The sequence below is a fragment of the Paenibacillus sp. J31R122 genome (assembly GCF_056269185.1).
On record NZ_JBWDNM010000007.1, the window covers coordinates 78,424 to 100,833 of the forward strand.

The following is a 22,410-nucleotide window of genomic DNA, read 5'->3' on the forward strand; positions in this document are numbered from 1 at the left end:
GCCAGGCAGTTGGCAATCCCGCTCTTGTTCGTTGTTCGTGTACCTCTAGTTAACTTGATTTTCCTTGAATGTGAAGCTCCGAGCCGCATATAGAAATGGTGTAGAGCAGAGCGATACGATAAACTTAATTACGTATGTGGAGAGGAAAATCGAAAACCACAGAGCGCTGTCATACCCTTCTGCTCCAGCAAATGCTATTGTGCAGAAAATAAGGGTATCAACAAGCTGACTGACAGCTGTGCTTCCATTATTTCGAATCCAGAGCTGATTGGGAGCGGGACACAAGCGCTTCAATAACGTATAGATCTTAACGTCGAGAAACTGGCTGACCAAATAAGCGCACAAGCTTCCTAACGCTATTCTAGGCATTAAGCCAAAAAGAGTGTTTAATGCTCCTTGAACCTGCAGAGGGAATTCATCATTATGCGGATTAAACAACAAAGCCATTTGCATAATAATAGTTGTGGCGATTAAAGTGAAAAATCCGAACCAAACCGCTTTTTTCGCTGCCTTTTCACCGTATTTTTCGTTTAATAGGTCCGAAGCGAGGTATATGGTGCCGTACATTGTATTACCAAGTGTAATGGCAATCGCAATACCAAAGACATGGATATCAATCGTCTTTACAACTTGAATATTGGCTAGTACTGTCGCCATTCCAATCCAAGCATAAATGCCTAGACGACCAAAAAAACGATAGGAAAGTAGAAATAGCAAGAAATGCACGAGCATAAAAATCGCGCCAAACCACAAATTAAACATATGGATTACAGCCTCCTAGTTTTGATGACGCGGGAGTTTTCGAACCGCGGCTTGCTTGTATAAATTATGACGTAGAACTACTTTTCTGCCTTTGTCATTATAAACGGTTCTAGGAAGAGCGGCAATACTTAACCCATGTCGTTTTATTTAACGGTTAGAGATGGTAAAATAAATGTCATTGAGCACGCGATTACGAAGCAATTTGGCTTCACAAACAAGAAGGAGTGTTTTCATGGATACTCAAAATGAACAGTTGCAGCAAGAACAACTGCGAGTAGACGACGTAACGAAAATTATTCGCGCGCGTATAGAAGAATTTCGTAAAATAGTCGGCAGTATGAGGGCAGATATCGTAGATATTCGCCGCAATTTCTGGGATGATGTAACACTCAATTTTGAGGATGCTGCTGAGTCAGCTGAATCGCATGCTAGTATGAAGCAGCAAGCTGAAGTGCTTTCTGAGCGAGAACGGAGTCATAGGCATGCTGAGCAGCAGCTAGTCACGCTTACAAAGCTGGAGCAGACCCCTTATTTCGGCAGAATTGATTTAATAGAGCAAGGATTTTCAGAAGCGGATCGCATTTATTTGGGAGTAGGCTCTTTACTTGACGAGAGCGGTCAAACCTATCTAATCTATGACTGGCGTGCTCCTGTTTCAAGCTTGTACTATGATTACAGTCCCGGACCTGTCCGCTATGATACGCCAAGCGGTCATATTAGCGGAGAAATGACGTTGAAGCGTCAATTTATGATTCGCGAGGGACAAATTCGCAGTATGTTCGATACTGGTGTCACGATAGGAGACGAGCTGCTGCAGGAAGTACTTGGCAAACAATCTGACGCTCAGATGAAGAGCATCGTCGCGACCATTCAACGAGAGCAAAATCGGATTATCCGAAATGAGAAGGCAAGACTCCTCATCGTTCAAGGCGCCGCGGGAAGCGGCAAAACATCTGCGGCACTACAGCGGGTCGCTTTTTTGCTATATCGCTATCGTGGTATGTTAAACGCGGATCAAATTGTATTATTTTCGCCAAACCCGATGTTTAACAGCTATGTGGCAACGGTGTTGCCTGAGCTGGGCGAACAAAATATGCAGCAGACGACGTATCAGCAATACTTGGAGCATCGTCTCGGTCGATCCTTTGCGCTTGAGGACCCTTTCACTCAAATGGAGTATACGTTGGCAGCTGTAGATGAGCCTAACTACGATACTAGGATCGCATCGATTATATACAAATCTGGTCTATCCTTTATGCATTTGATTGAGAAATACGTCTCAGAGCTTGGGGAAGCGGGCCTAATATTTATTCCGGTTACATTTCGTGGCAGGACGTTATTATCTGAGGAAGTCATTTCGGAGCAGTTCTATAAGCTCAATCGCTCGATTTCAATTGGCAATCGGATGCGCTTAACAGCGGACTGGATGCTGAAGGAGTTGACTAGGCTAGGCCGAGAAGAACGCAGTAATGAGTGGGTGGATGAGGAAATAGAACTGCTGGACCAGGAAGCGTACGCGCATGCCTACGAAGAGCTGCAACGAAAGCAACGGTTCACTGTCGAATCGTTTGATGATTTTGATGCTGAACGGGATTTTTTGGCAGCGATGGTAGTTCAGAAGCAATTCAAAAAATTACGCAGAAGAGTTAAGCGGCTTCGGTTTTTGGATGTCCCGGCTATTTATAAGCGGTTGTTTAAGGATGATCTATCGTTGCTGAGTCACTTAACATCGGAGGAGCTTAGTCTGCCTGAGCTGTGGCCGCAAATTAGCGAGCTTACGATTTCAATGTTAGACAAATCCGACATGTATTATGAGGATGCGACGCCCTACTTATACTTAAAGGAAAAACTGGAAGGCTTCCATACCAATACGTCCGTCAAGCATTTATTCATTGATGAAGCTCAGGACTATTCACCCTTTCAATATCATTATTTGAAGCGCATATTCCCAAGCTGTAAAATGACTGTTCTTGGAGATATCAATCAGTCGATATTTTCACACTCTTTTGCGGGTGACGGCTTCGAGCCTTTGTCGCAGTTGTACAGCGAGGAGGAGACTGAGAAGATTGTTTTAACAAGAAGCTATCGTTCAACTCGTCCGATTGTTGCTTTTACTAGCAAGATGATTGAAAGCGGCCATTTGATAGAACCGTTCAATCGTGATGGAGCAGAGCCTACAGTTACGAAAGCTGAATCTGAAGCTGATTTGCTTCACCTGATAACAAAACGGATTGAAAAGTTACAGGGAGAGCGCTATCCTTCCATTGCAATAATTTGTAAAACAGCAGAAGAGAGCAAATTCATGTATATGAATCTGCTCACGCATTTTGCCAGCCTTCGATTGATTGAGAAAGAGACGGTAACCTTTGAGAAGGGCTTGGTTGTAATTCCATCCTATCTAGCCAAAGGGGTGGAGTTTGACGCTGTTGTTATTAGCAATGCATCTCATCAATACTACGGACGTGAGAGCGAGAGAAAGCTCTTCTATACTGCTTGTACGAGAGCGATGCACGAGCTTCATTTGTTTTACACGAATGACTTAACTGTTTTCATACCTTAAGTTTATTTTCTAACGCTTGTCCATATATCCTGGACATCCACTTGAAGCTCCGAGGCGATCAGCTCTGCTGTGAGCCTTTGGGGCTTTACTATTTTTCCGTTGCGGAGCTTGGAAATGGTTTGAATGGAGATGCCCGTGCTATCAGATAGCTGGCCGGCTGTTATATCTCGCTTTGCCATCCAAATTTTCAGCTTCATAGCTGCATCGATTTTATCATCTAGCGGCTTGACGTCCCAAATGACAAAGGCGAACTCCTTGCTATTTTCAAAGCCGTCGAGTATTGGAGTGAAGGTAATGGATAGTTCAAGCTTAATCCCGCTCAGCTTACTAGTCTGAATGATCAAGCTTCTTTCTTTCTTTAATTCACCAGCTTCAGCTATTGCTTCTTTAAACCTTTCATGCTCTCTACACGCTATGAAATTCAATACGGATTCATCTTCCATCTTGACATCCGGCTCGAACATGAGGGGAGCAAAGCTGTCACGCAAAAATCGAATATTTTGATGAGAGTCAACAATTCCGCTTATCAATACTTTGTTTTTCTCCGTTTGCTGCTCAATCCACTTGTAAGCAGATAAATCCTGGAAGATGATACAAGATCTATTTGATTCATCGTGCTCGTTTCCAGGTAATGGCTGTTGCGTAATTCTAACCGGAATGGGACGTTTCAATTTTGTATACAGCAGATTCTCGCTATTAATGAATTGCTGATTTTTATGAGAACTCAACTCATATATTTGCAGCAAATAATGGCTTGATTTTGACCGAACCTCATTAAGCGTATAACCCGTTAAGCTTAAAAAAGCAACATTTGCATCTTCTATTTGAGGCAGACCATTATTTATTTGAAGGATAATCATAGGCTGTTCCATAATTTTAAAGATTTGATGATAAATAGACAAACGCTAGCCTCCCCTAATTCCTAGTCGTCTATTAGACGACCTAGTAAAGTATAAAATATTGAGGAAGGGCGTTCAAGTAGTGTTGTGATGATTTCATTGCAGTTTAAAAATGGGTTTAATTAATTAAACTTAGTAGCCAAATCCACACAAAAAGTGTGCAAATGATGCTTTATATACATTAAACAAGCTGTAATCAACGCACAGTCAGCTTTCTTATGCTACCTATTATCGATAAGATGATTGTAAACAACCATATTGAAGTGGATGGGTGCTTTTGCAGTTTACATACAGGGAGAGACATACATGAATTATTGCATCATTGAAAACTGCATTAAACCGATAAAAGCAAAGGGCTTGTGCGCCATGCATCATCAACGACTTTTGCGTCATGGTGATCCGCATATTGTTCGACCGAACCGTTTGAAGAAGCAAGTAGGTTGCAAATGGGTAAAATGTACAAACATGTCGATTACAAAAGGATTTTGCGCAAAACATTACTATATTCATAGAGTTATGATGTCGAATAATAGTGCTGTCACCTAATCTGACATTTAAAGAATTGGATCTGTTATAATCTATGAAAATCAATGGTGTTTTTTTCAACAAAACATGTATAATATGGTTTAAGTGTTTAGGTTAAGCTGGTTTTGACAAAACATAATTCATCCGATGGGGGTGATAACAAGGATGGTTCAAACCAAGTATAACGAATTATCGAATAAGGATTTATATTTGTTCAATGAAGGAAGCTCGTATCACAGCTACCGTTTTATGGGCGCACACCTCATTCAAAGGGATGGAATTGATGGTGTCCGATTCACATTATGGGCCCCAAATGCGGTCGAGATTCGAGTCATTGGCAGCTTCAATAGCTGGAATGGCGAGAGACACCGGATGGAAAAGGTAGGTTCAACTGGTATATACACCTTGTTTATCGCGTATATCGGAGAAGGTGATTTGTACAAATACGAGATTGTTACGGCCGAAGGAAAGGTGATTCGGAAAGCAGACCCTTATGCTTTTTATTCCGAGAGGAGACCTGAAACAGCGTCTATTGTAGCTGATCTAAACGGCTATCAATGGGAAGATGAGAACTGGTTAAAGGAAAAGCGGGATAAACCCGCGTATACTAATTCTCTGCTCATTTATGAGGTTCACGCAGGCTCTTGGAAAATCAAAGGGAAAGAGGATTTTTACACGTATGAGGAGCTGGCCGAGGATTTGATTCCGTATGTCTCGGACATGGGCTATACGCATATTGAATTAATGCCCATATTAGAGCATCCTCTCGATCAATCCTGGGGCTATCAAATTACTGGATTTTACGGAGTAACGAGTCGTTATGGCTCGCCCAAGCAGCTGATGCGTTTTGTAGACCTCAGCCATCAGTTTGGCATTGGAGTTATTTTGGACTGGGTGCCTGGTCACTTCTGCAAAGACGATCATGGCTTGCGGCTGTTTGACGGTACGCCAATTTTCGAGGGAAATGATCCAAAGTACGCCGAGAAGCCCCTCTGGGGAACGTTAGCGTTTGATTTCAGCAGGAATGAAGTCATCAGCTTTCTTATCTCGAATGCCATCTATTGGATGGAGATGTTTCATATTGACGGCTTACGCGTTGATGCCGTTGCCAGTATGATTAATTTGCATATGGATAAACCGCCCGACATGTTTACATATAATTCAATGGGCGGATCTGATAACTTAGACGCACTCCACTTTCTTAAAAAGCTCAATGAAACAGTGTTTCATTACTACCCCGACACACTTATGCTAGCAGAAGATTCTTCCGCATGGCCTGCAGTCACATCGCCTACCTACAAAGGCGGCCTCGGATTTAATTTTAAATGGAATATGGGCTGGATGAACGATATTTTGCGCTATATGGCGCTTGATCCGCCCGAACGCTCGCACCATCACCATTTGATTACTTTCTCACTCCTGTACGCTTTTTCAGAAAACTACATTCTACCTCTCTCACATGATGAAGTTGTTCACGGCAAACGTTCCTTATTGAACAAGATGCCAGGGTCTTATGAAGAAAAATTTGCTCAGTTACGTCTGTTATATGGTTTCTGGATGACTCATCCCGGCAAGAAGCTGCTCTTTATGGGCAGTGAATGGGGGCAATTCGATGAATGGAAGGACAGCGATATGCTGGACTGGATGCTGCTGGAATATGATTTGCATCGAAGCATGCACCTTTATGTGAAAAACCTCAATTTCGTGTATAGAAATCAGCCATCACTATGGGAGCGAGATCGCGATCCAGAATGCTTTAAATGGATTGATGTTCATAATGCAGAGCAATCTGTCATATCCTTTATCCGTTGTGGAAATTCAGATTCCTCTATCATAATTGCTAATTTCTCTAGAAATGACTATTCGCAATATCGTGTTGGTGTACCAGAGCCAGGTGTTTACCGCTCTTTCATTCATAGCAATGACTCGCAATATGGAGGAACAGCTAAACAATCGCCGCTTGAATTCAGCAGCGAAAATGTAGCTTGGCACGGTCACAATCAAAGTATCTCGTTTCATCTTGCCCCCTTCACATTCCTAATGATCATCCTAGAACCGGGGGACACACATTGAGAAGGAGTTGGTGTCCATGGGCCGAAAAGAAATGATTGCAATGCTACTCGCCGGAGGTGAAGGAAAGAGACTTGGCGTGCTTACGAAAGATTTAGCTAAGCCTGCTGTCTACTTCGGAGGTAAATACCGCATTATAGATTTTACACTTAGCAATTGCGCTCATTCGGGTATTGATACTGTTGGTGTTTTGACCCAGTATCAGCCGCTCGAGTTAAATCGGTATCTTGGCATCGGTAGTCCTTGGGGACTTGACCGCCGTGACGGCGGAATGACGATTTTACCTCCTTTTGTAAAACAGAAGGGCGGTGTCTGGTATAAGGGGACAGCAAATGCAATCTATCAAAATATGTCTTTCATAGAGCCGTATAACCCGGAATATGTACTCATTATTTCAGGTGATCATATTTATAAGATGGATTATGAGCTGATGTTAAACCACCACAAGAAGAGTGGGGCTGACGTTACGGTCGCTGGCATTGAGGTGGAATGGAAAGAAGCGAGCAGATTTGGCGTTATGCATATCGACGATGAGGATCGAATTACAGCCTTCGAAGAAAAACCAAAGACGCCTACGAGCAATATTGCGTCCATGGGTGTGTATATTTTCACTTGGTCTGTCTTGCAAAAGTATTTGATATACGATGAAGCAAACAGAAACTCTAGTCATGACTTTGGCAAAGATATTATACCCGCGATGATGAGAGATGGAAAACGGCTGCATTCCTATCCATTCAAGGCTTATTGGAAGGATGTTGGGACCATTGAAAGCTTATGGGAAGCCAATATGGATTTACTTGAGGAAGAGCCGCCGCTTGATTTATCAGATCCGGATTGGCGAATTTATTCCGTTAGTCCTAATCGTCCGGCTCAGCATATTGGCGCGGATGCTGTAGTTACCTCTTCATTAGTAAATGAAGGCTGCATGCTGGAAGGCGGGGTTAATCGATCCGTATTGTTCTATGGTGTGCAGGCTGCAAGAAACAGCTACATATCGGAGTCTGTTATTATGCCGAATGTTCGTATCGGAGAGGGCGCGCGCATATATAGAGCCATTATTGGTGAAGGTGCTGTCATTCAGGCTGGAGTTACGATTGGAAATCCGGATGACGAAGCAATTACAATCGTTGCCGTGGATCAGTTTGTTACAAATGATCATTTGCTGCGGGAGGTGGAGCACTCATGAAGCATAAAGTAATGGGCGTTATTAATCTGATTCATGAGACTGACGAACTTGAGAGTCTCACACAAGGACGCTGCCTTGCAACCGTGCCGTTTGGCGCAAGATATCGATTAATTGATTTTGTATTGTCAAGTATGGTCAATTCTGGCATTTCAAAGGTTGCCGTATTTGCTCATACGAAATATCGATCATTAATGGATCATCTTGGATCCGGTAAAAATTGGGATTTGCATCATCGTCAAGGCGGATTGTTTGTCCTGCCGCCAGCATCGGATGATATTCAAGAAGTTAGCCGCGGTGATCTTTATCACTTCTATCAGCAGCGTGATTACTTTAATCGCTCTACGCTGGACTATGTAGTCATTACACGCAGTCATATGGTTTGCAATATTGACTTTGAGCCGGTTATTCAATTTCATATTGATCGCGAAGCAGATATTACGATAGTTTGCAAGCAGCAGGAAAATTTGCTGACGGGCAAAGCTCGTAAGGTGAAGATGGATGATGACGGAAGAATCACTGCCATACAGGATCATTACGGTCGTATGGCAAGCGACATCAATTCTATGGAAATGTATATTATGCGCAAGGAGCTGTTGCTTGAACTGGTAGAAACCTCGTTGGCGCAGGGTCAAGATCATCTTGTGCGGCATGCTATTTTCTCAAGGCTGGATAAGCTGAATATATATGGCTACATGTATGAAGGCTATTTAGGTGTTGTTAATACAATGAGCAGCTATTATCAAAATAATATGAATCTACTTAAGCCGGAAGTATGGAAAGAATTGTTTTATCAGCCTGGTCCAATATATACAAAGGTAAAGGATGAGCCGCCCGCTCGATATTTGATTGGCTCCAAAGCGACAAACTCACTAATTGCAAACGGCTGCCGTATCGAAGGAACTGTGGAGAACAGTATTTTGTTCCGCGGGGTGCATGTACAGAAGGGTGCGATCGTAAAAAACAGCATTATTATGCAAAATGGAATCATCGGTGAAAATAGCTTTATTCAACATAGCATTCTTGATAAAGATGTAAGAGTTGAAGAGGATCGAGATATCCGCGGTGCTACGAGCTCGCCTTTCTTGGCGGCTAAACGCAAAATCATTTAATAAAGATGGAGATAGAGAATGTAATTAGGAGAGGAAGAGCCTATGAATATTTTGTTCGCAACCTCTGAAGCGGTTCCGCTTGCTAAGACGGGCGGTCTTGCAGATGTAGCTGGGGCATTGCCGAAAGCACTGAATAAACGAGGCGTTGATACAAGAATTGTGCTGCCGAAGTATGAAGAAATTCCAGTGGAGCTTTCACAACAGTTTGAACTGATAGCGACATTTACGGTGTCATTTGGATGGCGTAATCAATATTGCGGATTATTTAAGGGTGAATTGGACGGTGTCACTTATTATTTGATCGATAACGAATTATATTTTAAGAGAAAAGGGCTCTATGGCTATGGCGATGACGCTGAGCGATTCGTATTTTTCTGCTTTGCAGTCATGGAGGCTGTTCGTTATATGGGCTTCAAACCGGATTTAGTACATTGCCATGATTGGCAAACCGGGCTTATACCGTTTCTTCTGAAGACGAGGTATGCCTTTGATCCAGCATGGTCCTATGCGAAATCCGTTTTTACAATCCATAATTTAAAATATCAAGGATTGTTCGGCATTGATTTGCTAAAAGAATTAATTGGTGCGGGCGATGAAATGTTTGCGGCGGATAGTCTTGAGTTTTATGGTGCGGCCAGCTGTATGAAAGGTGGACTCGTCTATGCAGACAAGCTGACGACAGTAAGCGGTACTTATGCGCAAGAAATTCAAAGTGAATATTTTGGAGAGCGGCTTGATTCCTTACTTCGCTACCGATCTGGCGATTTAATCGGTATTGTTAACGGTATCGACGATGAGCTCTTTGATCCAATGAATGATTTGGCGCTCTATACGCCATATCGTAATTCTCTGAGCCGTAAAAGGAAAAACAAGCTGGAGCTGCAGCGTGAGTTGGGCTTGCCGGAGTCGGAAGAGATTCCACTCATTGGAGTCGTATCACGGCTTGTAGAGCAGAAGGGCTTTGATCTTATTGCGGCTACGTTGGAAGAACTGCTTGCTGAAGATGTACAGCTCGTTATACTAGGAGCAGGCGAGCCGCAATACGAGCAATTTTTTCAGGATGCAGCGAGTAGGCATCCTGAAAAAGTGGCGATTTGGCTCGGCTATAGTGACCGAATGGCACGCCGAATTTATGCGGGTTCGGATATGTTCGCGATGCCCTCTAAGTTCGAGCCATGCGGCCTCAGTCAGCTTCTAGCGCTGCGGTATCGTTCAGTTCCGATCGTTCGTGAGACCGGAGGTCTTAAGGACACCGTGCAGTCGTACAACGAATATACAGGCGAAGGCAACGGCTTTAGCTTCACCAATTACAATGCGCATGAATATTTGTATACAGTCCAGAGAGCGTTAGCTGTATACCGGAACGAAGAAGCATGGAAACAAATTGTGATGAACGGATCCAAAGAAGATTACAGTTGGAATCGTTCCGCAAAAGCCTATCTCTCGGTGTATTCTCAACTTCTGCCGGATCGAAAGGAGAAACAGCCATGGCCCGTCATCTTGTAATCGGCAACGGCAAAATGCTTCTGAATTTAGATCAGCATTGTTATATCCGAGATATCTATTATCCCTATGTTGGTCAATTGAACCATGTAGGAGGTCATTATTGTCGTCTAGGCGTGTGGGTAGAAGGTGTCTTTTCATGGCTTGATGACCCGGCATGGAGATTTGATCTCGATTATATCGAGGATTCATTGGTAACGAATATAACGGCTACTCACGACGGTCTAGGTATTGAGCTTCACATGAATGACGGTATCCATCAGCGGGAATGCATCTATATTAAAAGCGTCGCGATTAGGAACAAAGGTTATGAGCAAAAAGAAGTAAGGCTGTTTTTCCATCAGGACCTAATGATTGACGGCTCAGAGGTTGGAGATACAGCGGTATATTATCCTGAGAATCATACGCTGTATCATTATAAACGGTCTAATTACTTTATGTTTAATGGTTTCTCTGATGAAGGCGGCATGATGCAGTATTCGACAGGGATTAAGAGATTTCAATCTGCTGAAGGGACATGGCGTGATGCAGAGGACGGGGTACTTATGGGTAATTCAATTGCTCAAGGCTCCGTGGACAGCACGATCAGCTTTCGTACGATTATCCCAGCTGGCAAGGAAAAGACTATTTACTATTGGATGTCAATCGGCAAAAACTTAGAAGAAGTGAAAGAATTGAATCAATATGTGCACGAGAATCATCCGGAGAAGCTTCTTAGTCGCGTGGTCGTTTACTGGAAGCACTGGCTGCGCAGAGCGGAGACGGACTTAGGCGATTTGCCGCATGATGTGGTGAAAATGTTCAAGCAAAGTCTTCTGCTTGTACGAACTCAAGTTGATGAGCGCGGTGCGATACTGGCAGCGAATGATACAGATATTTTGCAATATAATCGCGATCATTACAGCTATATGTGGCCGCGCGATGGTGCGCTAATTGCGGATGCCATGTCGATGGCTGGTTATCAGAGCGTAATTGCGCCTTTCTTCCAGTTCTGTGCTCAAGCCCTCTCGCCGGAAGGATATCTCTATCACAAGTACAATCCGGATGGAACAGTAGGTTCTAGCTGGCACCCATATATTGTACAAGGAAGTAGAAGACTGCCTATTCAGGAGGATGAAACGGCGCTAGTTCTGTTCGCGTTATGGAAGGATTATTCGCGCAATCAGGTAATAGAGCTTCCGCAGTCCTTGTACAGCAACTTAATTCGCAAAGCTGCAACCTTTCTCAGCTCATACATGGAGCATTCCCTTTCGCTGCCAAAACCCAGCTACGACCTCTGGGAGGAGCGTTACGGGATTTGGACGTATACGGCTGCTTCAGTCTATGGCGGTCTAATGGCAGCATCTTACTTCACTGAATTATTTGGTGATTACGAGCGAAGCGATCATTACAAAAATACAGCAGAAGCGATTAAGCACGGTATCATTACTCACTTGTGGGACGAAGACTCGGGTCGATTCGCACGAGGTCTTATCCAGAAAGACAATCGTTGGGTCAAGGATATGACGCTTGAAAGCAGCGTGTTCGGTGTTCTTGAGTTTGGCGTGCTTCCTGTCGATGACTATCGTGTTATACAGACCATGCTTTCTATTAAGGAAGGCTTGCAAATTAAAACCGATATCGGGGGCATCGCGCGTTACACGAACGATTATTACTTCCAGCAATCCGGAGACATCGATAAAATTCCCGGTAATCCATGGATCATTTGTACCCTATGGGTCGCTAATTTCGAGATCGATTCAGCGAAAACCTTGGAAGAGCTGGAAGGACCTCGTCGCACTTTGCAATGGGTTTCTGACCATGCGCTGCAAAGCGGTTTACTACCTGAGCAGCTTAATCCTTACGATGGTACGCCGATGTCAGTAGCGCCGCTTACCTGGTCGCATGCTACGGTCGTACACAGTGTAAGCAAGTATGCGGAGAAGTATAAGCAGCTTAGAGACAACTGCTAGTCGATTGGTTTTGATAGTAAGTATTCATAACAAAAGAAACAGCCTGGAAATGGTTGTTTCTTTTTTTTTGGATGTCATATTTAATTGCCGTATTTCTTCACAGCATCGGCCAAAGTAAGCATCGGCCAAATGTAGTTATTGCTTGGATAATGTACATATACACTGCCAGGCAGGCCGGCTCCTGTGGGATAAGTATAAGTCCAATCTCTCCTGTCAAGTGCTTGCAGCAGTGCGTCTACGCCTTTTTCTAGCGCAGAAATTGGCTTCGAGTGTACTGCGATCAGCGCATCAAGCGCCCATGCGGTCTGAGAGGGTGTGCTGTAGTGAAGAGGGACGTATCGTTTCACTTGATCGCTGAGACAAGATTCTCCCCAACCCCCATCCTCGTTTTGAATATCGAGCAGCCAATTGACCGCCTTCACGATCGCTGGATGGTCTTCGGCCACTCCGACAGCTATCATTCCTTGAACGGCTGCACCTGTTCCATGAATGTAAGAAATTCCCCAGCGTCCATACCAGCTCCCATCTTTAGTCTGCTGAGATAGTATCCACTGCACACATTCATCAATCCATCGGTGTGCGATGGTCATTTCGAGTTCATTTCCTAGAAAGTTTAATACTCGCCCGGTTAGATCGACTGTCGAAGGGTCTGTCGCAATATCTGCCGCTCCTTCAAATGTGAAAAAGCTTGCAGGCAGCTGCTTTCCTTTGCGTTCAAATGCAGGCCATCCTCCGTCATCATTGCGCAATGACAACACCCAGTTCAATCCTCTTTGCCAGTCCGCATAGGAGCTGTCGGAGTGTGATACGTAAGGTTTTATTGCTCGCAGAGCGGACGCGCTGCAATCGACGTCGGGATATATCGTATTCACATCGGAAAAACCCCAGCCTCCTGGAGGCGTGTTTGGATTTCGAATGGCCCAGTCTCCTGAACGATTTTGCTGCTTCGACATTAAATAGCCCCCAGCGCGTTCCAAAGCAGGACTCTGAGGAGAAACCCCTGACTCACTTAGCGCATAACTGAGCATGCCTGTATCCCAAATTTCGGATGAAGCAATCTGAATATGGAACCTATCACTGCAAAGGAGCGAGCGAACACCAAGTACTAAACGATTAATGACAGAGGAGTTGTTATCATAGTTTAATGCTAGCAGCGCTAGTATCATGAGCATTGTTGCCGTAGTATAAGTAAGTAAAGTACCGTTAGGTTCGATTCTCTCGAAAAGGAACGTTTCTGCTTGCTCTACTGCAGAGGGAGAGTTTAAAGGGAGAAGGCTGTTCAATGGCAAAGAACCAATAATTTCACTAAGAGCGGAAATCCATGTCGTGTCATTCGTGAACGTATGAGTACTGCCAAGGAACAGATCAGATAGATCGGGCATCGATTGAGTTCGAAGTTTGAATGATTTGTTTGACATGATAAGGATTGGAATAAGATGTACGCGCGCGTGACCGGAGAGAGAGAACAGATCCAGGCCAATACCTAGATTTGAAAAAAACGCTTCTAATGGTATACGCAGTAAATAGGGCCATTCTGCCTGTCCTGTTGCGGAAAACAATACTTGCGTAAATAGGTTGCGTATTTCGGATAAGCCGCCTTTGTCTTTTATAAATTGCTTAGCTAGCAGTATTCGCGGATCAGACGCCGCATAATATCCGGCATACAAGAGTGCGAAGCAAGCCTCAGAAGTAGCCTCAAGGTTTCCATCCATTTCATCAGGGTATATTTTCCAAGAACCATTTGGCTGTTGTTTAGAAGCAATGCGGGAAGCGAGCATATGAATGAACGATTCATCTGTTCGGCCAAGCAGTCTTAAAATAATGATGAAATAGCTATCGGTCATCGTCCCAGAATCCAAGCACATTCGCCATGCTCCGTCAGGTGACTGCTGCCGCTCTAAGTCAGCAGTCAAACGTTCGATTTGTTCGTGGATCCGTTTCATATCCATAAGCAGCGTCCATCCTTTGCTTCAGTAGTTGCTTCATGTATATGCTGAATAGGGGATTGAAAGTCGGAGATATAGCTTGTCCCGGTATAATGAACTCAAAAAAATGAGTTTTGTTGTTTTTTTTCTAGATGATCGTGTCAATTGTGAGGAAATATCGAGGAGGGAGGGGGACATGATAGTCCCCTAACAACCGATAGTTGGAGTTGGTTGAGGCTTCGGATATTGCCGAATATGCTTAATACGAGAATCAGCATGATAACATTTGCCGTTGCCTGCTAGAATGCTTGCTGAAGAACCAGCTGCAGTGACATGAATTGATCCGACGATAATTCTTGGATCGCATAAGGTGCGGATCATTCGAACGACCTCACCTTCTCCGACATTCATTTTTGTCAATTCGGGAAGATCAAGAGAGAACATTCGATAGGATTCAAAAAAAACTTCGCCTGCGGTTGCATGACTCTCTTGACGCTGAACGGCTAAAGCTCGCAGTTTGGCATTCGTTTCATAACGGTCACCGATCTGTAAAATTCCAGACTGAGCTAAGCTTATTACGTAAATAGAACCTATACTCGCCGTACGAACACAGATTGTCATGTTACGTTTCCTCAACTACAACACTCTCGTCCTCGGGCAGTGGAAACGGCGCTAAAGGACCGATAATGACAGATTCAGGGGGTGTATCAAACATCGAGTATAAATTAACGCAATCGGTGTCTCCAACCTGCAGCATCGAGGCGCTTGATACGCCGAGTATGTCAATCTGTCCAACAGATAATGAGTGGTTAACGACGTGGAAATGGAACATTAGCTGCACTCCTCAGAAAAAGTTGTAACTCTTCAATAGCGGGGCATTGCTTATTGCTGATTACCGTTTTGCAGCTGTCGCATATAAGCAAGTAAAGCTGAATCGGTATCTCTGGTTGTTTTGTTAAGTACAAAATCAACTAACTCTTCGCCTTCATGTGAAACTTGTTGATCATTTGGGTCATTGGTTCGCTGCATATAATATTGAATACGCGAAGGCACTTGCTTGCGGATATCCTCGATAACGATGCGGCGATGATAGGGGTCTAAAGGAATGCCAAGCTCCTTCTCATAGGTAAGCAGCTTCTGCGGAGCCCGCATATCTAAATACTGATTCATTTTGGCATGAATATCATTGTAAGGGCCGGATGCTGGTGTTATGGCCGGACTGGCGATAGGGTATGCTTGCTGCGTTGGTAAAGATAACTGCTCGATGTTATCTGGAAAAGAGTCACCCCCGCCGGCCCCAGCACCAGGTGCAGTCATTCCGATATTGAGCGTGCCGTCAAGTTTTTCTACTTTTAATTGGTCAAAACTATATTCAATTTTATCTATGTGATAAGTAGGGCGATTTTCAAATTGCTTCAGCTTATCGCACAATACAGAAACTTGATTTTGTAAATTGTCAATTTGTTCTTGCTGTGATGTCACTTTCTGCTGTATTTCAAGCGACCAGGCTTGCCACGGCGATAAGGGTGCTGGCTGCTGCATAATGGCATTCCTCCTTCTACGGTTATACGACTATTGTTCTGACTATGTCGGATTTGGAAGAGGTACGAAGGAAAGCGGATTTTCTACTCCAAGCTGTGGGGCAGGACCTTGGAACCCGCCTGTATTATAGAGCTGAGATAACGAACGGATTGAACCAGCGCTGCCGACTTGAAGGACGGAGCTATTGGCCACACTGTCTACGCGGAGCACGTGAATGGTTATTTGCTGATGAATGGTCCAACTCATAGCACACTTGCTTCATTTACCGCGTTATCTTGCAAATCCGGATCAAGCGTATTTGTAGCGCTGACAGCGCTATTAGAGTTTGTTAAGCTTCCCGTTAAGAATGAACCAGATCCCGCGTACGTCTTAGAGTTGCTGGATGGTGAGACCTCTAGAGCATCACCGAATTGGACGATTGAGCCGGAGCCAATGCTAATAATTTTGACAAAACCGACGACAGCTGGCATAAGCATCCCCCTTTATTTTGATGAGTACATGATGATTGAATGCGTAAGTATTACTTGTTACATCTTATGCGGCATTCGCCTAGAGGTTCCGCGGATAGAAGTAGCCCAAATGAATGCAGGCGCATATACTGGCAGGAGTGCTGGAAGGCGGGTGTTTACTTGTGGCATCAAAATGGGATGATCTGGAACGGTGGATGGAGAGGCAACAGCTGCCAAAGGGGTTTGAGCTGCTGCGAGAGCCGAATTGGGTGGAACAATATGTGCGCAAAATGATGACCAAGGCCTTACCGGAAGCTGCGGGTGCAATGATCGGCTCAGGTTCTGCGAGCTTTACGGAGACTCGCCATTTTGTCCATGTGAAAATAAATTTACCGGACGGCTTTGAGCGGGAGCAATTGAAATTATTTGTGCGTGAGGACCAACTACGACTAGAGGGGCTACCCGATGGGAAGACAGAAACGATCAAGCTTCCTAAGTTGGTTAAGCCGCGAGTTTGTCAAACCCTTATCAAGGATGATGTGTTAAAGGTCAAGCTGAAAAAAAGACCGCCACTTCGTTCCTATCATGAAGCGATCATTAGATGGTAGAGGCGGTTCTTGGGTTAAGAAGGGTGCGTATCTGACGATATGTACTCTCTTTTGTCACGAAATTGACTGTTCTTGCAACTGGCTAATGCGTCTATAATCCTTTATAATGTCTATTGACGTGTACATATTGCAAAAAAAGGGAGTGTATGAGGTGTCGTTAGTCGATGTAAGCAGCGTGTCTGCTTCGTTATTCATACTAGGTGCCATTTTTATTTTAGTTATTTTCGGTTTGCTCAGCTTTGGTATTTTGCGGATGTTTCAGCAACGGTTTCGCGCAGGCTGGTTTTGTTTCGGAGCTGCGGTTATTAGTTTTGTCGCTTTCATGCTTATATTAAACAAGTGGTTTTTATAGTAAATTTGTAGTCGAATAAGACCGGGGGAATTAGCTTGATCTGGACGCTCATGTGGTTTTTATTTAATATAGGATTTGTTGTTTCGATTATTATCTTCCTGTTTATACATCGTTCTTATTCGGTAGCGAAGGGCAAATTGAATAATGCAGAGCACATTTCGCGTTTAAATCGCAGGCGGAAGCTAGTTGGTTTGTTATCCATCATCATGTTCGCGGCGATGGCGGCTAGCTTTGTTATCAATATGAAAGTAAATGGCTAGTAAGCTCTCATTGACGAGAGCTTTTTTTTTCGTCATTATGGAGATAGAAACTTTTAGGCTCGGGGGTTAGACAATTGCATACGATGGAAGACATTATACGACGGTTGGCTAGTCAAGGACTAAGAATAACAGATCAACGAAAGACGCTGGCCAAGCTATTTTCGGAAACTACGGGATATTTAGCTCCAAAAGAGGTTTACGAGTATATGGGTAGATCATATACAGGACTAAGCTTTGATACGGTATATCGTAATTTGCGAGTGATGGAAGAGCTTGGTGTGCTCGAACAGGTTATCTTCGAGGAGGGCGGCAAGTTCAAGCTGCACTGCAAAGAGAATGATCATCACCATCATATGATTTGCTTGCAATGCGGTCGCACTTATCCGATTACATTTTGCCCGATGGAGCAGACCGTTGTTCCAGAGGAATTCCGTGTTGTGAAACATAAATTCGAGGTGTTCGGATACTGCAAGGAGTGCGTGCAGGATGAACCGGCTACAAGTCAGCCGTAATGGATAAAAAGCTTGTAATACGACGGGTTTTGCAGTCACCGATCCATTTTTATAGAAAAGTAATATCGCCGCTTAAACCGCCCACTTGTCGTTTTTATCCGACATGCTCGATGTACGCGCTTGAAGCAATTGAGATGCATGGGGCGGCAAGAGGTTCCTGGCTCGCGGCTAAGCGGATTGCTCGTTGCCATCCTTTTAACCCCGGGGGGTTTGATCCAGTTCCCCCGATTAAAGACAGCTAGGCGCTTATTAGCTTGACAACTAGGGCGTTGTTTCGGTATATTTTGTCATAGATACATCCATATATCTGATGAACGGATAAGTACAATGGAATGCCCTTAGCAGAGAGCCGGTAAAGTTGCTGAAATCCGGCAAGGGATACGATTGGAAAATGGTCCGGGAGGATTCACTTTCAAGCTTAGTGTTTTTACGACTGAGTAAGGGAGCGACGCAGCGCTGCGTTAACGGCGACTGCCGCCAATAAGGGCGGCACACGAAGCTTTCATGGCTCGTTCGGATAATATCTTTGCGAATGTCATGATAGAAATTTGGGTGGTACCGCGTGAGTATTAGCTCTCGTCCCATGATGGACGGGAGTTTTTTGCGTTTTTTTATATATAAGAATTTATAGGTTTTTACCTATAAATGTGCTTATATATTTCAACGAAACGAATGCTTTTCCCGTAAAAAATGGTCGGAGACAGCCGTTTACGATTGAGTTTTGCGGGTGACGACTTATACTATCGAAATGTGTTTTGCTTCACTAAACTTTGGGAGGTCTTTTGGGATGACAAAAAAAGATACGTTTTATATTACAACACCGATCTATTATCCAAGCGATAAGCTGCATATTGGTCATGCTTATACGACAGTTGCCGGCGATGCGATGGCTCGCTATAAGAGACTTCGCGGCTACGATGTATGGTACTTGACCGGTACGGATGAGCATGGACAAAAAATTGAACGTAAGGCGAAGGAGAAGGATCTAACACCGCAGCAATTCGTTGACGATATCGTCGTCGGAATTAAAGAGCTGTGGGCGAAGCTTGAAATATCTAATGATGATTTCATTCGTACGACAGAAGAGCGACACAAGCTGTCTGTTGAGCGAATTTTTGATCAGCTTTTGAAGCAGGATGACATTTATAAGGGTGAATATGAGGGCTGGTATTGTACGCCTTGTGAGTCGTTTTTCTTGGAGCGTCAGCTGGAAAACGGTAATTGTCCAGACTGCGGCCGTCCGGTTGAGCTCGTTAAAGAAGAAAGCTATTTCTTCCGCATGAGCAAGTACGCGGATCGATTGCTGAAGCATTATGAGGACAATGCGGGATTCATACAACCTGAATCACGTAAAAATGAGATGATCAATAATTTCATTAAGCCAGGTCTGGAGGATCTTGCAGTCTCACGTACGACATTCGATTGGGGAATTAAAGTGCCTGGTGATCCTAAGCATGTCATATATGTATGGATCGATGCATTGTCAAACTATATTACGGCACTCGGCTACGGCAAAGATGGTTCTGATGAGAAATACCGCAATTTCTGGCCGGCTGATGTCCATTTGGTTGGTAAAGAGATAGTACGCTTCCATACGATCTATTGGCCTATTATGCTGATGGCGTTGGACTTGCCTCTACCGAAGAAGGTGTTCGCGCACGGCTGGCTGTTAATGAAAGATGGCAAGATGTCGAAGTCTAAAGGCAATGTCGTTGATCCGGTTATGCTGATTGACCGTTACGGGCTGGATGCACTTCGTTATTACTTGTTGAGAGAAGTACCGTTTGGAGCAGATGGTACGTTCACGCCGGAAAATTTTGTAGAGCGCATTAACTTTGATTTAGCTAATGATCTTGGCAATTTGCTGAATCGTACAGTTGCGATGATCGATAAATATTTTGACGGTGTTATTCCAGCATTTGCAGGCTCGGTTACGGCATTCGATGAGTCTTTGCAGACACTTGCGGGAGAAACCATTATCCAAGTAGAAGCTTCTATGGAGCGGATGGAGTTCTCCGTAGCTTTGGCTTCATTATGGCAGCTTGTTAGCCGTACGAATAAATATATTGATGAAACTCAGCCTTGGACACTTGCTAAGGATGAATCAAAGCGCGGAGAGCTTGCGTCAGTTATGTACCATTTGGCAGAGTCACTCCGTATCATTTCTATTGCTTTGCAGCCGTTCTTGACGCACGCGCCTCGCGAAATGTGGAAGCAGCTTGGTTTAGAGCAAGGCGAACTGACAGCTTGGGAGAGTATGAAGCAGTTTGGACGGTTAGCTGAGGGTACTAAAGTGAGCAAGGGCTTGCCTTTGTTCCCGCGCCTGGAAACAGCAGACGAGGTTGCTTTTATTGCCGCTGAAATGAGCGGAGGTGCGCAGCCTCAGATAACGGAGGCTGCGAGTACAGAGAATAACTCAACCAGTGCGGCTAAACAGCCCGAGCCGGAAAGTAAAGAAGAGATTGCGATAGACGACTTTGCTAAGGTAGAGCTTAGAGTGGCGCAGGTTATAGCAGCAGAGCCGGTAAATAAGGCAGATAAACTGCTTAAGCTGCAGCTTGATCTTGGATATGAGCAGCGACAAGTTGTATCCGGTATTGCGAAGTTTTATACGCCAGAACAAATGGTTGGACGCAAGGTGATTTGCGTAACGAATCTGAAGCCTGTTAAGCTGCGCGGTGAATGGTCACAAGGAATGATTCTGGCAGCGTCGCACGGAGACCAGCTAACGCTTGCAACTGTGCCAGAAGAGATGCCGAATGGTGCTATCGTGAAATAGCAGAGTAACTACGGCAACAGTAGTAGCTGCTAGCGGGAAAGCAGTTTAAAGGTGCAAATTAACAAGAAAATGAGCTGTAAGCACTTAATGGTGCTTACAGCTTTTTTTTAATAATACTATGGCTAGCTGCAACAAATGGGATGGACTTTCAAAAGTGAATAGCAAATGACACCTCCATCATTTGTACCTTTTTTTGCTGGGATAGGTCATATTTCAAACTTCTTAGTCCATACTTATGAATACATTCAAATTAGAATAATTGTTTATATTGACAGCCCATAACTCGCATCGTATAATACAAAGCGTAATCATAACGATTACGAACAAGACTAGTAAGAAGAAATGGAGAGTATACCAAATGAGAGGTTCAAGCCAGACCTTCCGTTTTTCAGCGCTTAGTTTGCTCATAGCAGCAACTCTAATTTTCACAGCCGCATGCGGAAATAATACTACTAATAATGTTAAAGACCCAGCTGAATCTAATGTAAGCAATGATGTCGATAGTCCGGCAAAGAAGCAACAGCTAAGCGTTGTGACTAGCTTTTATCCCTTATATTATTTGGCTTCAGAAATTGGCGGGGATCATGTGAAGGTCGTTAATTTAGTAGCTTCCGGTGTTGAACCACATGATTGGACACCAAAGAGTCGTGATTTGGACACAGCTTCGAAGGCTCAATTGTTTCTCTATCATGGAGCAGGACTAGAGGGATGGGTTGATGGCTTCCTTAAAGGCTTGTCTAAGGATAGCGAGGTGGTTACGAAAGAAATTAGCGATGGCATTCCACTGATTACCGGGACAGAAGAAGAGCATGCCGAAGAAGAAAGCCATGAGCATGAACATGAAGTAGGGGTGGATCCCCACACATGGGTTAGTCCTAAATCTGCACTCATATTAGCTGAAAATGTGAAAAAAAGCTTAATAGAGGCTGATGCAGCCAACCAAGCGGTATACGAGAAAAACTATAATGCACTTAAGTTGAAGCTGGAAGCAATAGATTCTGATTACACGACTAAGCTTGCTCAGACAAAGCGTAAAGACATTGTCGTCTCTCACCATGCTTTCGGTTATTTAGCAAGAGACTACGGGTTAAACCAGATTGCAATCATGGGCCTTAATCCAGATGCGGAGCCTCGCGGTCAGGACTTATTAAAAATCACGAAGTTTGTTAAGAAGAATGATGTAAAATATATCTTCTTTGAAGAGCTCGTATCGGATCAGCTTGCAAAGACATTGGCTGACGAGGCCGATGTCGATACAATGGTTCTGAACCCGCTTGAAGGATTGACACCGGATCAGGAGAAAGCAGGAGAAACCTACCTTACACTAATGGAACGAAACTTGCAAAATCTGCTGCAAGCATTACAATAGAGACAAAAGGCGTGAATACGGAGCTGGTCTCAGCTCCGTATTGCTGTG

21 protein-coding genes and 1 other annotated feature are annotated in these 22,410 nt (G+C 44.1%); of the genes, 13 read left to right on the forward strand and 8 right to left on the reverse strand.

From position 1 onward, the window contains the following. Window positions 1-45: 45 nt before the first annotated feature. Window positions 46-762, reverse strand: coding sequence for a queuosine precursor transporter (locus AC0YN7_RS13130; RefSeq protein ID WP_475810456.1), 717 nt, complete (start codon window positions 760-762; stop codon window positions 46-48). A 232-nt stretch (window positions 763-994) separates the two neighbouring features. Between AC0YN7_RS13130 and helD the strand changes: the two genes are divergently transcribed. Beyond that, on the forward strand, window positions 995-3,322 hold the full coding sequence (helD, locus tag AC0YN7_RS13135; RefSeq protein ID WP_475810457.1) for an RNA polymerase recycling motor HelD: 2,328 nt from the start codon (window positions 995-997) through the stop codon (window positions 3,320-3,322). Between the two features lie 2 nt (window positions 3,323-3,324). Here the strand turns inward: helD and AC0YN7_RS13140 are convergent, their stop codons facing one another. Further along, complete coding sequence (locus tag AC0YN7_RS13140) at window positions 3,325-4,224, reverse strand: helix-turn-helix domain-containing protein (protein ID WP_475810458.1); 900 nt, start codon at window positions 4,222-4,224, stop codon at window positions 3,325-3,327. 687 nt (window positions 4,225-4,911) lie between these two features. Between AC0YN7_RS13140 and glgB the strand changes: the two genes are divergently transcribed. Genes glgB through AC0YN7_RS13165 form a run of 5 tightly spaced genes read left to right on the forward strand, consistent with a single transcriptional unit; the run spans window position 4,912 to window position 12,566 of the window. Beyond that, a complete protein-coding gene (glgB, locus tag AC0YN7_RS13145) occupies window positions 4,912-6,819 on the forward strand; it encodes a 1,4-alpha-glucan branching protein GlgB (protein WP_475810459.1) in 1,908 nt (635 codons plus the stop codon). Between the two features lie 16 nt (window positions 6,820-6,835). Continuing rightward, window positions 6,836-8,002 carry a glucose-1-phosphate adenylyltransferase gene (locus AC0YN7_RS13150; protein WP_475810460.1) on the forward strand — a complete coding sequence of 389 codons (1,167 nt, stop codon included), beginning with the start codon at window positions 6,836-6,838 and terminating at the stop codon, window positions 8,000-8,002. After that, window positions 7,999-9,111 carry a glucose-1-phosphate adenylyltransferase subunit GlgD gene (glgD, locus tag AC0YN7_RS13155; protein WP_475810461.1) on the forward strand — a complete coding sequence of 371 codons (1,113 nt, stop codon included), beginning with the start codon at window positions 7,999-8,001 and terminating at the stop codon, window positions 9,109-9,111. Before AC0YN7_RS13150 ends, glgD begins: the two co-directional genes overlap by 4 nt. Window positions 9,112-9,153: 42 nt before the next feature. Beyond that, window positions 9,154-10,617, forward strand: a complete 1,464-nt coding sequence (gene glgA, locus AC0YN7_RS13160) for a glycogen synthase GlgA (RefSeq protein ID WP_475810462.1) — start codon at window positions 9,154-9,156, stop codon at window positions 10,615-10,617. After that, entirely contained in the window at window positions 10,599-12,566 is a 1,968-nt protein-coding gene (locus AC0YN7_RS13165; protein ID WP_475810463.1) for a glycoside hydrolase family 15 protein, read from the forward strand. The genes glgA and AC0YN7_RS13165 overlap by 19 nt, the downstream gene beginning before the upstream one ends. Before the next feature lie 80 nt (window positions 12,567-12,646). Here the strand turns inward: AC0YN7_RS13165 and AC0YN7_RS13170 are convergent, their stop codons facing one another. The 6 genes from AC0YN7_RS13170 to AC0YN7_RS13195 form a co-directional block, all read right to left on the reverse strand. After that, on the reverse strand, window positions 12,647-14,515 hold the full coding sequence (locus AC0YN7_RS13170; protein WP_475810464.1) for a prenyltransferase/squalene oxidase repeat-containing protein: 1,869 nt from the start codon (window positions 14,513-14,515) through the stop codon (window positions 12,647-12,649). Window positions 14,516-14,698: 183 nt separating this feature from the next. Further along, window positions 14,699-15,127 carry a spore germination protein GerPE gene (locus AC0YN7_RS13175; RefSeq protein ID WP_475810465.1) on the reverse strand — a complete coding sequence of 143 codons (429 nt, stop codon included), beginning with the start codon at window positions 15,125-15,127 and terminating at the stop codon, window positions 14,699-14,701. Next, entirely contained in the window at window positions 15,114-15,323 is a 210-nt protein-coding gene (locus tag AC0YN7_RS13180) for a spore gernimation protein GerPD (protein ID WP_475810466.1), read from the reverse strand. The genes AC0YN7_RS13175 and AC0YN7_RS13180 overlap by 14 nt, the downstream gene beginning before the upstream one ends. Window positions 15,324-15,373: 50 nt before the next feature. Next, a complete protein-coding gene (gene gerPC, locus AC0YN7_RS13185) occupies window positions 15,374-16,033 on the reverse strand; it encodes a spore germination protein GerPC (protein ID WP_475810467.1) in 660 nt (219 codons plus the stop codon). A gap of 42 nt (window positions 16,034-16,075) precedes the next feature. Next, window positions 16,076-16,279: a spore germination protein GerPB gene (locus AC0YN7_RS13190; protein ID WP_475810468.1), complete on the reverse strand. Its 204-nt coding sequence runs from the start codon at window positions 16,277-16,279 to the stop codon at window positions 16,076-16,078. Next, the gene (locus AC0YN7_RS13195; RefSeq protein WP_475810469.1) at window positions 16,276-16,503 is read right to left on the reverse strand and encodes a spore germination protein; all 228 of its coding nucleotides are present in this window, start codon (window positions 16,501-16,503) and stop codon (window positions 16,276-16,278) included. The genes AC0YN7_RS13190 and AC0YN7_RS13195 overlap by 4 nt, the downstream gene beginning before the upstream one ends. A gap of 113 nt (window positions 16,504-16,616) precedes the next feature. Between AC0YN7_RS13195 and AC0YN7_RS13200 the strand changes: the two genes are divergently transcribed. The 7 genes from AC0YN7_RS13200 to AC0YN7_RS13230 all read left to right on the forward strand — a co-directional run bounded on the left by AC0YN7_RS13200 (window position 16,617) and on the right by AC0YN7_RS13230 (window position 22,362). After that, window positions 16,617-17,090, forward strand: coding sequence for an Hsp20/alpha crystallin family protein (locus tag AC0YN7_RS13200; protein WP_475810470.1), 474 nt, complete (start codon window positions 16,617-16,619; stop codon window positions 17,088-17,090). A gap of 151 nt (window positions 17,091-17,241) precedes the next feature. Next, window positions 17,242-17,442: a hypothetical protein gene (locus AC0YN7_RS13205; RefSeq protein ID WP_475810471.1), complete on the forward strand. Its 201-nt coding sequence runs from the start codon at window positions 17,242-17,244 to the stop codon at window positions 17,440-17,442. Window positions 17,443-17,477: 35 nt separating this feature from the next. Further along, window positions 17,478-17,702: a hypothetical protein gene (locus AC0YN7_RS13210; protein WP_475810472.1), complete on the forward strand. Its 225-nt coding sequence runs from the start codon at window positions 17,478-17,480 to the stop codon at window positions 17,700-17,702. Between the two features lie 74 nt (window positions 17,703-17,776). Beyond that, a complete protein-coding gene (locus AC0YN7_RS13215; RefSeq protein ID WP_475810473.1) occupies window positions 17,777-18,214 on the forward strand; it encodes a Fur family transcriptional regulator in 438 nt (145 codons plus the stop codon). Next, a complete protein-coding gene (gene yidD, locus AC0YN7_RS13220; RefSeq protein ID WP_475810474.1) occupies window positions 18,214-18,456 on the forward strand; it encodes a membrane protein insertion efficiency factor YidD in 243 nt (80 codons plus the stop codon). The genes AC0YN7_RS13215 and yidD overlap by 1 nt, the downstream gene beginning before the upstream one ends. 59 nt (window positions 18,457-18,515) lie before the next feature. After that, window positions 18,516-18,801 (forward strand) — a binding site (T-box leader). Between the two features lie 200 nt (window positions 18,802-19,001). Beyond that, window positions 19,002-20,993, forward strand: a complete 1,992-nt coding sequence (gene metG, locus AC0YN7_RS13225; RefSeq protein WP_475810475.1) for a methionine--tRNA ligase — start codon at window positions 19,002-19,004, stop codon at window positions 20,991-20,993. A 358-nt stretch (window positions 20,994-21,351) separates the two neighbouring features. Then, window positions 21,352-22,362, forward strand: a complete 1,011-nt coding sequence (locus tag AC0YN7_RS13230; RefSeq protein WP_475810476.1) for a metal ABC transporter solute-binding protein, Zn/Mn family — start codon at window positions 21,352-21,354, stop codon at window positions 22,360-22,362. Window positions 22,363-22,410 lie beyond the last annotated feature (48 nt).